Source organism: Nocardioides sp. NPDC087217, assembly GCF_044744805.1.
Lineage (GTDB): Bacteria > Actinomycetota > Actinomycetes > Propionibacteriales > Nocardioidaceae > Nocardioides.
Genome location: NZ_JBIUZB010000004.1, coordinates 459,474 through 471,694 on the forward strand (window position 1 = coordinate 459,474; position 12,221 = coordinate 471,694).

The window sequence follows — 12,221 nt, forward strand, 5'->3', positions numbered from 1 at the left end:
CGGAGGATGGAGCCCGGCGCGGATCGGCGACCGGCGGTAGCGCAAAATAGGGGGCATGACCGACCCGCAGGCCGACATCAAGTCCAACGCAGCCAAGATCAACGAGCTCAACGACACGATCCGCTACACGATGTGGTCGGTCTTCTCCCTCGAGGAGACCCTCGGCGACGCCGACCGCAAGGCCGAGGCGGTCGAGGTCGAGGAGCTCTTCGCCGCATTCGCGGGCGAGGACATCGTGGTGCGTGGCACCTATGACGTGGCCGGCCTGCGCGCCGACGCCGACGTGATGTTCTGGCTGCACGCCGACTCCTCCGACAAGCTGCAGTCGGCCTACCACCGCCTGCGCCGCACCGCCTTCGGTGGCCGGCTCGTGCCGGTCTGGTCGCAGATGGCGCTGCACCGCCCGGCCGAGTTCAACCGGAGCCATCTGCCCGCGTTCCTCGCCGACGAGCGCACTCACGACTACGTCGCGGTCTACCCGTTCATCCGCTCCTACGAGTGGTATCTCCTCGACGACAAGGAGCGCCGCCGCCTGCTCGCCGAGCACGGCCAGATGGCCCGCGACTACCCGGACGTCCGGGCCAACACCGTCCCGTCCTTCGCCCTCGGTGACTACGAGTGGATGCTGGCCTTCGAGGCCGACGACCTCTCCCGCATCGTCGACCTGATGCGTCACCTGCGCGGCTCCGAGACCCGCCGTCACGTACGCGAGGAGGTGCCGTTCTACACCGGTGCCCGCGTCGAGATCGGCGACCTCCTGGAGCGCCTTCCCTGACGCATCCGTGACGGGTCGGAAGATCTCGGAAATTCCCTGTCCGGCCTCGTGAGTCTCCACTAACCTCATCTGTCGCGGTGGCTCCTGCTCGGGTTCGTGTGCCGATCCCGTCATGGGCTTATGACATGTCCGCAGGACGACGGGGAGGGCTGAGACGTGGGGATGACCATCCCTGGGGAGCTGGATTTCGTACTCGACCTGCTCGGGTACGAGTGGCCGAACGTCAACGAAGACGCGGTCCGCGATGCCGCACAGCTGCTGCGAGGTCTGGAGTCAGACCTGCGCGGCACGCTCGATGAGCTGGAGATCCGGATCAACGAACTCGGTGACGGGGCCACGGCACAGTCGGTGAACGCGCTGATCAGGGCGTGGACCGATAACCGGACGGCCAACATGGACGGGTTGCTCGACGCACTGCCCGGGGTCGCAACGGGTATCGATGTCGCCGCTGATGCGATCGTTGCGCTGAAGATGAAGGTCGTTGCCGAGCTGACGATCACGGCGGCACAGATCGCTGCAGCCGCCGCGACCGCTGTGGTCACTGGAGGCCTGAGTGTGGTCGGCAACGCAGCGATCATCGCCGCTCGGAAGAAGGCGCTCGACATCGCCACCGACATAGCGATGGAAGGGGTGATGGGTGAGGTCGCAAGCATGGTGACCGAGCCACTGACAGGAACGATCACCGAGCTCGCGATGTCGATCGCGGAGGCTCCGATCGTGACCGACGGCGAGGCGACTGCGGCGACCAAGCTCAGCTACGACCTGATGGAGCAGATCGCAACGGCGCTCAGCGACTGTGGCGCCGACCAGTACGACCTTTGCGCCACGTTCGCAGCTGAAGTGTCCGCCCTGCCCTTCTTCGATTCCTAGGAGAACGTCCATGGCCAGAAAGATGGATGACGTCGTCGAGGAGCTCCGGGAAGCGGCGACCAAGGCTCTCAGCGACGTCGGACAGTCCTTGAAGAAGAACGCTGACGACGTCGCCGACGGGATTCGGAAGCACGCGGAGGCGCGTCGCGACCTGGACAGCGACATGGCGAGATCCGGCTCCGACAAGCCCGGCCGGACCGACAGCCTGCCCTCGGACAAGGGCGGTACGGACAAGGACGGAAGTCGTGACCAGCAGGGTTGTGGTGACCCGGTCGATGTGGCCACGGGCGCGGTCTTCCTGCAGCAGACCGACCTGACGCTGCCGGGTGACCTCCCGTTGGTCCTGAGTCGGAAGCACTCGAGCGACTGGACCTACGGTCATTGGTTCGGCCTCTCGTGGTCCTCGACGTTCGACGAGCGGATCGATGTCCACACCGATCTGGTCGGACGACGTTCAGCGGTCGTGGTGGCCGCCGACACCAGGGCGCATGTCTTCAAGAACCTCACGGTCGGCGAGGACGCCCGGCCGGTCGCTGGCGGGCCGCTCCGGCTGCAGGCCACCGAGGATGGTGGCTATCGCGTGCTGGACACGGCGACCGGGGAGACCCGTCATTTCGGCGCCGCCGTGGGCGGGACTGCCTGGCTGTCGTCGATCTCGAACCCGTCCGGCGACTGGATCCGGTTCACCCGTGACGAGCAGGGCGCACCCGCGGAGGTGACCCACAGTGCGGGGTATCGGGTTCAGGTGGTGACCACCGGAAACCGGGTCACCGGGTTGTCTGTGACCCGTCCTGACGGTGCCGACGCCGTACAGGTGACGGGCTACCGCTACGACGACCATGGCGATCTGGTCGGAGTCGTCAACGGCTCCGGCGAGGAGCTGGAGTTCGCCTATACCCAGCACCGTGTGACCCGCTGGGTCGACCGCAACGGCACCCTCTACGACTACGTCTACGACACCCAGGGCCGCTGTGTCAGCCAGGGTGGCTCCGACGGCGTCATGCGGAACACGTTCGAGTACGGCGAGCCCAACGCCAGCGGCCTGCGTGAGACCAGGGTCACCGACTCCCGTGAACTCACCACGACGTTCAAGATCAACTCCCGCTTCCAGGTCGTCGCCAGAATCGACCCGCTCGGTGGTGCCGCCAGCTCGGAGTGGAGCGGGCAGAACCAGCTGCTCGCGCGCACCGACCCGCTCGGCCGCCGCACGACGTTCGCCTACGACGCAGCCGGCAACCTCATGGAGGTCACTCGACCGGACGGTAGCCAGATCACGATGGAGTGGGTCGACACCGTAGCGGGGCCGCGACCGGCCAGCTACGTGCTTCCCGACGGGTCCGTGACGACGTTGAGCTACGACGAGGCCGGGCGGCGCACCTCGTCCACCGACGCCAACGGTGCGACCACCGAGTTCGGCTACGACGAGCACGGTCACCTGGCCTCGGTCACCGACCCACTCGGTCGAGTCCGCACCATCGAGACCGATGCCGCCGGTCTGCCGCGGCGGGTCGTCGGGCCGGACGGGCGCTGGGCCGAGTTCGAGCGGGACCACTTCGGCCGAGTCGTCGCCAGCACCGACGCCCTGGGCGCCCGCACCGCCTACTCCTGGACCGTCGACGGTCAGCTCGCTTCTCGGGTCCTGCCGGACGGTTCGAGGGAGGCCTGGACGTACGACGGCGAGGGCAACCCGGTCTCTTACACCGATCCTGCTGGTCGTACCACCATGACCAGATTCACCCACTTCGACATGCCCGCCGAGGTGATGACGCCCGACGGCGCGACCACGCGCTACGCCTATGACCCCGAGCTGCGGCTCACCAGCGTCACCAGTCCTCAGGGTGCGACATGGAGCTACGACTACGACGAGGTTGGACGTCTTGCAGCCGAGACCGACTACAACGGCCGGACGCTGACCTACGCTTACGACGCCGCCGGCCAGATGGTCGAGCAGGTCAACGGCGCAGGTCAGCGGCTGGCCTACGACTACGACGCTCTCGGCAACGTGGTCACCGAGCAGGCCGGCGACCAGACCACGACGATGGCGTACGACCCGCTCGGTCGTCTCCTGCGCGCGACCTCTCCAGGCGTCGATCTGGTCATCGAGCGTGATCCGCTCGGCGGGGTGCTGGCGGAGTCGGTCAACGGTCGGCGCGTGGCCAAGACGTACGACGCCCTCGGTCGACCGACCCGTCGCTTGACGCCCGCGGGCGTCGAGACCGAGTGGTCATACGGCCTCGGCCTCGCCCCAGAGCGGATGACCGTCGCCGGCCAGGAGATCGCCTTCGAGCACGACCTGTCCGGCCGCGAGACCCGCCGCACCACCGGCGATCTAGTCCTGGAGCAGACCTGGGACCTCCTCGGTCAGCCCCTGACCCAGCGCCTCCAGCGGGAGACCACTTCGACGCCGGGTGATGTGCTCCAGGAGCGCACCTACGCGTACGAGTCCGCCGGTCGTCTGATCGGAGTCGAGGACCGCCTCACCGGCGCCCGCCGCTTCGAGCTCGACCTCGCCGATCGGATCACCTCGGTCGCCCTCGACGACTCCGTGTCCGAGGTGTACTCCTACGACCCGCTCGGCAACATCACCCGCTCCGCCGCCGGCGGCGGCGACACCGAGCGTCGCGACTACGAAGGCACCCTCCTCACTCGCGCCGGCCGCAGCCGCTACGCCTACGACGCCCAAGGCCGACTGGTTCGCCAAACTCGAACCCGGCTCTCCGAGAGACCGGACACGTGGCTCTACGAGTGGGACGCCAACGACCGCCTCACTGCCGTGCGCACTCCCGACGGCACCCGTTGGACCTACCTCTACGACGCCCTCGGCCGCCGCGTCGCCAAGCGCCGCCACGCTGAGTCCGGCGAGGTGGTCGAGGAGACCCTCTTCGCCTGGGACGGCCCCGTCCTCATCGAGCAGACCGATGAAAGCGGCGACACCCTCTCATGGGTGCACCAGGGTTACCGGCCCCTCGCTCAGGTTGAGCTCACCCAGGACGAGGTCGACGCCCGCTTCTATTCGATCGTGACCGATCTAGCCGGAGCACCTTCTGAGCTGGTGACCCCCGACGGAGAACTCGCCTGGCATGCCCGCCGGACGGTCTGGGGTGTGTCTCCCGAGTCGTCGGCGACCCCGCTCCGCTTCGCCGGCCAGTACGCCGACGACGAGACGGGCCTCTTCTACAACCACCAGCGCTACTACGACCCGGCGACGGCGCGCTATCTCAGCCAGGACCCGCTGGGGCTCGCGCCCGCGCTCAACCCGAACACCTACGTCCACAACCCGACGACCTGGAACGACCCGCTCGGCCTCTCGCCGTGCCGCGACGACATCAGGGACCGGCTCCAGGCATATGTCGATGAAGCGGTCAGAAAGTTCGACGCAGGGGAGATCACTCTCACGCCGGCGCAGCGACACCTGGCCGACCAGGAAGGCAACGAGTTCTTCGAAGCCATATTCCGCGGCGAGCGGATCGACAACTGGGTGAAACAGCAGGTCGAGGCCGACCCCAACATCAACGTGGGCGTCACTCCACGGTTCAGATACGGCCCGGACTTCTACTCGATCGACGGTGGCCCGAACGCTTGGTGGGACATCACCACGCGAGGAGAGATGAGAGCCCACGAGCGCGACTACAACGCCGACTGGGGACAGGGCCACGGACTCTTCACGAACTAGTGGGACGCGCGCGGGAGCGTCGTCGGCTGGCAGTCGGCCCTCTCAGCAATGTCCTAAGGTAGTGGCGCGTCTCCGACACACACGACTAGGAACGAGTTCAACGTGAGCAAGAAGGATGTCACGCAGCGTTGGAGGGATCAGCCAGGGCTGGCGGCGGCCGCTGCGCGCTGGCTGTCGGACACGGCAGCGCCGCTGCCGGAAGGCATCGGGACGTTCGACGGGCGCGTCGATCTACGTGGCCTGCCGACGTTTCCTGCGGGTGACGTGCGCGAGCTGCGGGGCGTGCGCTGGAGCGGTATCGACCTGACGTACGCAGATCTTTCGGGTCTATGGTTCTTCGACGTCGTGATCGAGGACTGCATCCTCGATCAGGCGAGCCTGAAGAACTCCCGCTTGCTGGGAGTCGAGGGCAGTCGGACGAGCCTCGTCGGTGCTGATCTGCAACAGGCCACCGTGGGCGGAGCGACGGCCGACTCGTGGCCGACGTGGATCGACGTGGACTTCAGCAAGGCCAAGCTCGGTCGTCGGATGTGGTCCGGGGTCACGATCACCAGGTGTACCTTCACCGACACCAAGATGAAGGGCACCGAGTTCTATCGTTGCTCGATCAGCGACACGATGTTCGCCACCGACCTGAGCGAGGTGATCTTCGACGGCAAGCGCTCGGGCCTGGCGCGCGACCTGCCGTTCCCCGAGCAGGAGTCGGTCGTGATGCGGCGGGTGGACCTCTCGCGGAGCAAGCTGATGTTCACCGGCTTCCGCACGTGCACGATGGAGGGCGTGTCGTGGCCAGAGGATCCGAAGGTTCGGGTGATCTTGGAGCCGGCGGACGTGGTCGAGAAGGCAGCCGGATGGCTGGAGGCCCAAGACGGCCGCGGCAACAGCGGCGCCGCGAAGGGGCTCCGTCGGCTGTTGGACGAGGTGAACGTGCTGCTACCCGACGGGACACCGTTCGTCGTCGTCAATCTTGCCGAGTGGGAGCAACCGGCGTACGCCGTCGACATGGAGGCCGCGCTCTTCGGCGAGGGCCAGAGGGATCATTGACCCGGCTCGAGGGCGTAGGGCTCGGAGCGGTCGGACAGTCTGAGCTGATCCGATCAGCATCTGATCGAGGAAACGCGTGGAGATGGACGAACTGATCGCGCGGGGATTCTGGGGTCCGAGGCAGGAGTCACCGGTTCAGATCGCTGACAAGCTGGTCGCGTTCCTCGCGGCTCTGGACGACGTGGTCGGTGAGGCCCTTCGGTGGTCGTCGCCCCATCTCGCGGACGCGCTGATCGCAGATCCTGCGTACGCCCTGCAGATGATGGAGGAGGCGTTCCGTCGCAACGTCGACGCACCGCATCTCGGGGTGACCCAGGCGTACGATGCGCGCGGAGAGAGGACCGAGGACTCCTCGATCACGATGAGTGTGGGCGGGTATTCCGAGGCCCCGAACGTACGTAACGCCTTTGTGCTCACATGGCGCGGAGAGGACGCGGGGGTGTTCGCGGACCCCATCTTGCGCCAGCTCATCTCCGTGTGGGAGCCGGACTGGGCCGCTGTGGGCCCGAGGTCCTTCATGCGCGCTCTCTCCGAAGTGCAGCCGGTCGGAACGCCTGAACCGAAGATCGGATGCCTGACCTACCTCTCCGTGGGGAGGACGCAGGCGCTACCGGGTGGCATCGACAAGTACGTCGAGAGGCTCGATGACGGCGGTGTCGTCCTCGGGTCGGGTGAGGGTGACGGCTTCCTGTCCGTGGACGAGGCCACCGAGCTCGCCAAGATGCTTCGGCTCAGCGCTGCGTTCTCACCGACGTCCACCTCGCGCCGCAGGTTATGAGCCAGGACGACGGCCGCGGACCTTCGCCAGCGCGCTCATCCCGTGGTAGATCACGACCGCGGCGATGGTGCCCAGCGCGATGCCGGTGAAGGTGAGGTCGCCGAAGGTCAGGGTGAGGTTGCCGATCCCGATGACCAGGGCGACGGCGGCGGTGAACTGGTTGACCGGGTCGGCGAAGTCGACCCGGTTGTCCAGCCAGATCCGGATGCCGATCAGGCCGATCAGGCCATAGAGCGCGACGGTGATCCCGCCGAGCACGCCGGCAGGGATGGTGTTCAGGAGCGCCCCGAACTTCGGAGACAGCGACAGCAGGATCGCCACCACGCCGGCGATCCAGTAGGCGGCGGTCGAGAAGACCCGGGTCGCGGTCATGACGCCGATGTTCTCGCCGTACGTCGTGGTCGCCGAGCCGCCGAAGCCACCGGCGATGGTGGTGGCGAGGCCGTCGGCGAACAGGGCCCGGCCCGTCTCGCGGTTGATGGTGTCGTCACCGGCGAGGTGGGCGACGCTGCGTACGTGGCCGACGTTCTCGGCGACGAGGACGAGCACGACCGGCAGGAACATGGGCACCACTGACCAGGACACGGTCGGGCTGGAGAAGTCAGGCAGCCCGAACCACGCGGCCTCCTGGAACGCCGAGGTGTCGATCTGGCCCATGACCAGCGCAGCGAGGTAGCCCACGACGACACCGACCAGGATGGAGAGCCGAGCGATCAGGCCGCGGAAGGCGACGGCGACGACCAGCACGGTCGCCAGGGTGATCGCGGCGACCAGCACGGCGCCGTTGTCGGGGTTGGCCGGGTCACCACCGACCACGTTGTTGGTCGCGGCCGAGGCCAGGTTGAGACCGATCAGCGCGACGATCGCCCCGGTCACCACCGGCGGCATCAGCGCCTCGATCCAGCCGGTGCCGGTGACCATCACGATCACGCCGACCAGCGCCAGCAGCGCACCGGTGACAAGGATGCCGAAGAGCGCCGATCCCATCCCGCCGCCGCCCATCGCGGCCCCGATCGGCGCGATGAAGGCGAACGAGGAGCCGAGGTAGCTGGGCAGCCGGTTGCGCGTGATCAGCAGGAACAGCAGGGTGCCGAGGCCGGAGAAGAACAGCGTCGTGGTCGGCGGGAAGCCGGTCAGCAACGGCACCAGGAACGTGGCGCCGAACATCGCGACCACGTGCTGGCCGCCGAAGCCGATCGTCCGGGGCCAGCTCAACCGCTCCCCGGGCTTGACGATCGCCCCTTCGCGTACGTTCTTGCCGTCATCGTGCAGATCCCAGCCGAGTCGCATCTCGCACCCTCTTCAGCTCTCGTACGGCGCGATTCGCCGCCCGCCGAACGATAGGGCCGATTCGCGCGGGGACGGAAGCCAGGCGCTCCGTAGGGTTGGACACATGACGATCCGAATCGGAGTCCAGATCCAGCCCCAGCACGCCGACTACGCCCAGATCCGCGAGGCCGCCCGCCGCGCGGAGGAGATCGGCGTCGACATCCTCTTCAACTGGGACCACTTCTACCCGCTCTACGGCGAGCCCGACGGCAAGCACTTCGAGGCCTGGACCATGCTCGCGGCATGGGCCGAGCAGACCACGCGCGCCGAGATCGGCTGCCTGGTGACCTGCAACTCCTACCGCAACCCTGAGCTGCTCGCCGACATGGCCCGCACCGTCGACCACATCTCCGATGGCCGGCTGGTCTTCGGGATCGGCTCGGGCTGGTTCGAGAGGGACTACACCGAGTACGGCTACGACTTCGGCACCGCCGGGTCGCGCCTCGACGCGCTCGGCGAGGCGCTCCCGCGCATCGAGAAGCGCTGGTCCGAGCTCAACCCCGCACCCGTCCGGAAGATCCCGGTCATGATCGGTGGCGGCGGGGAGAAGAAGACCTTGAAGTACGTCGCGAAGCATGCCGACATCTGGCACTCCTTCTCCGACGTGGAGACCCTGGAGCGCAAGCGCGGTGTGCTCGCCGGCCACTGCGAGGCGATCGGCCGCGACGTGAACGAGATCGAGATCTCGACCGCGGCCAACAGCGCCGAGGCCGCGAAGCCGCTCTACGACGCCGGTGCCCGGCTCTTCACCTACGGAGTCGGCGGTCCCGACTACGACCTCAAGCCGCTGGAGGACCTCGTCGCCTGGCGTGACAGCCAGTCGAGTGCAACTTAAGCCTCGCCTCGGCTGTCTACAGGTCATGTGGCGATATGGGTGGGTGCTGCTCCTCGCGGCGGCGAGCGCATGTGGGAACGACCAGGTGCTCGACCCTGCCGCGGGGAGCGGCACCGTCCGCTCCACGGGCACCGTGACGGTGCTCGACGACGGCGGTGGGCCGCAGCTGTGCCTCGGGGCTGTCGCGGAGTCGATGCCGCCACAGTGCGAGGGGCTCGAGGTGACCGGCTGGGACTGGGCCGACCATCCCGAGCACGAGGAGGCCGGAGGCACCCGCTGGGGCGAATTCCAGGTCACCGGCACCCTCGATGACACGACGTTCGCCGTGACCGACGCGGTGCCGGCCGACGACGTGTCGGCTCCGCCGGAGGAGGTGGTCGACTTCAGCAGCCCGTGCCCCGAGCCCGAGGGTGGCTGGAAGGTGATCGATCCCGAGCGGACCACGTTCGAGACCCAGGAGGCGACCGTCTCCGCCGCCCACCGGCTGCCGGGCTACAGCGACCTGTGGCTCGACCAGACCCGCGTGGCGCGTCCGATGAACGACCCGCGCAAGCTCATCCTCAACGTACGCGTCACCGGTGACCCCGCCGCGGCCGAGAAGGAGCTGCGCAAGACCTGGGGTGGGATGCTCTGCGTCTCGCGCGCGACCGTGTCGCAGGAGGAGCTCGGTGACATCCAGGAGGAGCTCGCGGACCAGCCGCACTACGTCGGCAGCGGTCTGTCCCGTGGTGCCGTCCACCTGCGTGTGCTGCTCGACGACGGCAGTCTCCAGCAGCGCCTCGACAAGACGTACGGCAAGGGCACGGTCATTCTCGAGAGCGCCCTTTTCGAGCGGGTCGGGTGAGGCGTCAGGCGACGACCGTCCCCGTCGTCGCCTTCAGGTCCGCGTACGCCTTCGAGAGCTGCTGCGTCATCGGTCCGCGCTCGATCGGCCGGCCGTCGAGGGAGACCACCGGGGTGAGCCCGCCCATCGTGCCGGTGACGAAGGCCTCGTCGGCCGTGTGGGCATCGGTGAGCGAGAAGTCGCCGACGTCCACCGGCAGGCCCAGCTCGGCGGCGAGGTCGAGGACGGTGGCGCGGGTGATCCCCTCGGGGCACGCACGGGTCGTCGAGGTGCGCAGCACGCCGTCGCGTACGTGGAAGAAGTGGGTGGCGTTGGTCTCGGCGATGAAGCCGGCGTCGTCCAGCATCAGCGCGTCGTCGGCGCCCGCGTTGGTGGCCTCGACCTTGGCCAGGATCGAGGGGATCAGGTTGTTGTGATGGATCTTCGGGTCGAGCATGTCGGCGCGCGGGCGGCGCTGGGCCGCGGTGATCAGCGTGATCCCCGAGTCGTCGTAGACCGGTGACTTGAACTCGGCCAGCACGATCATCGTCGGACCCGACTGGTTGAGCCGCGGGTCCATGCCGGAGGTCACCTTGACGCCGCGCGAGAGCGTCAGCCGGATGTGGACGTCGTCGTGCATCTCGTTGGCCGCCAGGCACTCGCGGATCGCCTCGGTCATGAACGCGTCGGAGGGGATGTCCGAGAAGGCGAGAGCCCGCGCCGAGCGCCGCAGCCGCTGCAGGTGCTCGTCGAGCTTGAAGATGCGTCCGCGGGTGAGCCGCAGCCCCTCCCAGACGCCGTCGCCGCCTTGGGCGAGCGAGTCGAACGGCGAGATCCGCGCCTCCAGGCGGTGGCTGAGCTCACCGTTGATCCAGACCTGGAGGTGGTCGTTGCGGGGGTCATAGGTCTGCAGCATCAGTCGCCGTTCTTGATATCGGGGGCCATGACATAGGGGGCGAGGCGATCGTAGTAGGGCAGGCAGCGCTCCAGCAGCGGCTCCAGGCGCGCGGGCAGCGGGTCGGCGGCGCCGGGGGAGGAGGCGGCGAATCCGGTCGAGGCCCACACCCCGGAATACCAGTGCGGGGCCCACACCCCGTCGGAGTTGCGGCGGCCGGCCGGCCACGACAGCATCGCCTCGTCGAAGCCGATCCCCAGCGCCTCGCACAGCCCGACGAGAGCCGCCCGCGGCGAAGCCAGGATCGAGGCGGCATCGACCACCGGCCCGCCGAACTCCTCGAAGAGCGCCACCTGCTGCGGCAGCCCGAGGTCCTCGAGCGTCGGCTCCTCGCGGACCTTGGCGTACGAGGTCAGCACCCGCTCCGGGTCCCGGACCAGGAACGCGTGCGAGAGTCCGGCGAAGGCGCCGTGGTCCATCTCCGGGAGCAGGTGATGGGTCATGTGCTTCTGGTACTGCACCGCCGACCTGACCGGCCCGGACGTGATCTCCTCGGCCACGACCCGCCAGTCGTTCGGCTGGGAGGCGAGGACGTCATCACGGCCCGGGTGATCGAGGCCTGTGGCCGCGAGGTAGGCGGCGTACAGCGGCTCGTCGAGGACCGTGCAGTCCGGCCGGTTCTCGAACGAGCGCATCAACGCCGTGGATAGGTTTCTCGGTCCTGACCACATCGCGATCCGCACAGTCACGGCGCAACGCTAGCCGGGTCAGGCCTGGTCGGCAGGCTCCAGCGAGATCGAGATCGAGTTGATGCAGAACCGGTCGCCGGTCGGGGTGCCGTAGCCGTCGGGGAAGACGTGGCCGAGGTGGGAGCCGCAGTTGGCGCAGCGGACCTCCACCCGGTCCATCCCGTGCGACTTGTCCTCGATGTACTCGATCGTGTCGCTGATCGGCTGGTAGAACGACGGCCAGCCGCAGCCGGAGTGGAACTTGGTGTCCGACTCGAACAGCTTGGCCTTGCAGGCCTTGCACGAGTAGACGCCCTTGGTCTCGGTGTCGGTGTATTCACCCGTGAACGCCCGCTCGGTGCCCGCCTGGCGCAGCACCGCGTACTCCTCCGGCGACAGCTCTGCGCGCCACTCCTCGTCGGACTTCTCCACGTTGTAACCCATGGCTCAAATGGTACGTCTGGGGTGGGA

At 67.9% G+C, this 12,221-nt stretch carries 11 protein-coding genes; 7 read left to right on the forward strand and 4 right to left on the reverse strand.

Going from position 1 to position 12,221, the window contains the following annotated elements; translation table 11 throughout:
• Nucleotides 1-55 precede the first annotated feature (55 nt).
• The 5 genes from hemQ (at nt 56) to ACIO3S_RS20420 (ending at nt 7,140) form a co-directional block, all read left to right on the forward strand.
• Complete coding sequence (gene hemQ / locus ACIO3S_RS20400) at nt 56-775, forward strand: hydrogen peroxide-dependent heme synthase (RefSeq protein ID WP_160027130.1); 720 nt, start codon at nt 56-58, stop codon at nt 773-775.
• Between the two features lie 156 nt (nt 776-931).
• Nucleotides 932-1,645 (forward strand): WXG100 family type VII secretion target, encoded by a 714-nt coding sequence (locus tag ACIO3S_RS20405; RefSeq protein WP_400467453.1) that lies wholly within the window; start codon nt 932-934, stop codon nt 1,643-1,645.
• A 10-nt stretch (nt 1,646-1,655) separates the two neighbouring features.
• Nucleotides 1,656-5,318, forward strand: a complete 3,663-nt coding sequence (locus tag ACIO3S_RS20410) for an RHS repeat-associated core domain-containing protein (RefSeq protein WP_400467455.1) — start codon at nt 1,656-1,658, stop codon at nt 5,316-5,318.
• Between the two features lie 102 nt (nt 5,319-5,420).
• Nucleotides 5,421-6,362 (forward strand): pentapeptide repeat-containing protein, encoded by a 942-nt coding sequence (locus tag ACIO3S_RS20415; protein WP_400467457.1) that lies wholly within the window; start codon nt 5,421-5,423, stop codon nt 6,360-6,362.
• 82 nt (nt 6,363-6,444) lie between these two features.
• Nucleotides 6,445-7,140, forward strand: a complete 696-nt coding sequence (locus tag ACIO3S_RS20420) for an Imm52 family immunity protein (protein ID WP_400467459.1) — start codon at nt 6,445-6,447, stop codon at nt 7,138-7,140.
• Here ACIO3S_RS20420 and ACIO3S_RS20425 read toward each other — a convergent pair.
• On the reverse strand, nt 7,135-8,430 hold the full coding sequence (locus ACIO3S_RS20425) for a uracil-xanthine permease family protein (protein WP_400467461.1): 1,296 nt from the start codon (nt 8,428-8,430) through the stop codon (nt 7,135-7,137). The genes ACIO3S_RS20420 and ACIO3S_RS20425 overlap by 6 nt on opposite strands.
• 103 nt (nt 8,431-8,533) lie before the next feature.
• On the opposite strand from ACIO3S_RS20425, the gene ACIO3S_RS20430 reads away from it, so the two are divergent.
• Both ACIO3S_RS20430 and ACIO3S_RS20435 read left to right on the forward strand, forming a co-directional pair.
• On the forward strand, nt 8,534-9,304 hold the full coding sequence (locus ACIO3S_RS20430) for an LLM class F420-dependent oxidoreductase (RefSeq protein ID WP_400467463.1): 771 nt from the start codon (nt 8,534-8,536) through the stop codon (nt 9,302-9,304).
• Between the two features lie 25 nt (nt 9,305-9,329).
• Complete coding sequence (locus ACIO3S_RS20435) at nt 9,330-10,148, forward strand: hypothetical protein (RefSeq protein ID WP_400467465.1); 819 nt, start codon at nt 9,330-9,332, stop codon at nt 10,146-10,148.
• A 4-nt stretch (nt 10,149-10,152) separates the two neighbouring features.
• Here the strand turns inward: ACIO3S_RS20435 and ACIO3S_RS20440 are convergent, their stop codons facing one another.
• The 3 genes from ACIO3S_RS20440 to msrB are packed head-to-tail and all read right to left on the reverse strand — an operon-like array spanning nt 10,153 to nt 12,194.
• Nucleotides 10,153-11,043 carry an aminotransferase class IV gene (locus ACIO3S_RS20440; protein ID WP_400467467.1) on the reverse strand — a complete coding sequence of 297 codons (891 nt, stop codon included), beginning with the start codon at nt 11,041-11,043 and terminating at the stop codon, nt 10,153-10,155.
• Complete coding sequence (locus ACIO3S_RS20445) at nt 11,043-11,753, reverse strand: HAD family hydrolase (RefSeq protein ID WP_400467551.1); 711 nt, start codon at nt 11,751-11,753, stop codon at nt 11,043-11,045. The genes ACIO3S_RS20440 and ACIO3S_RS20445 overlap by 1 nt, the downstream gene beginning before the upstream one ends.
• Before the next feature lie 36 nt (nt 11,754-11,789).
• On the reverse strand, nt 11,790-12,194 hold the full coding sequence (gene msrB, locus ACIO3S_RS20450; protein ID WP_357335336.1) for a peptide-methionine (R)-S-oxide reductase MsrB: 405 nt from the start codon (nt 12,192-12,194) through the stop codon (nt 11,790-11,792).
• Nucleotides 12,195-12,221 lie beyond the last annotated feature (27 nt).

Coding starts and splice junctions, on each gene's coding strand:
- ACIO3S_RS20420 (WP_400467459.1), top strand. CDS start 6,445: ATGGACGAACTGATCGCGCGGGGATTCTGGGGTCCGAGGCAGGAGTCA.
- ACIO3S_RS20435 (WP_400467465.1), top strand. CDS start 9,330: ATGTGGCGATATGGGTGGGTGCTGCTCCTCGCGGCGGCGAGCGCATGT.
- ACIO3S_RS20440 (WP_400467467.1), bottom strand. CDS start 11,043: ATGCTGCAGACCTATGACCCCCGCAACGACCACCTCCAGGTCTGGATC.
- hemQ (WP_160027130.1), top strand. CDS start 56: ATGACCGACCCGCAGGCCGACATCAAGTCCAACGCAGCCAAGATCAAC.
- ACIO3S_RS20410 (WP_400467455.1), top strand. CDS start 1,656: ATGGCCAGAAAGATGGATGACGTCGTCGAGGAGCTCCGGGAAGCGGCG.
- msrB (WP_357335336.1), bottom strand. CDS start 12,194: ATGGGTTACAACGTGGAGAAGTCCGACGAGGAGTGGCGCGCAGAGCTG.
- ACIO3S_RS20430 (WP_400467463.1), top strand. CDS start 8,534: ATGACGATCCGAATCGGAGTCCAGATCCAGCCCCAGCACGCCGACTAC.
- ACIO3S_RS20445 (WP_400467551.1), bottom strand. CDS start 11,753: ATGTGGTCAGGACCGAGAAACCTATCCACGGCGTTGATGCGCTCGTTC.
- ACIO3S_RS20425 (WP_400467461.1), bottom strand. CDS start 8,430: ATGCGACTCGGCTGGGATCTGCACGATGACGGCAAGAACGTACGCGAA.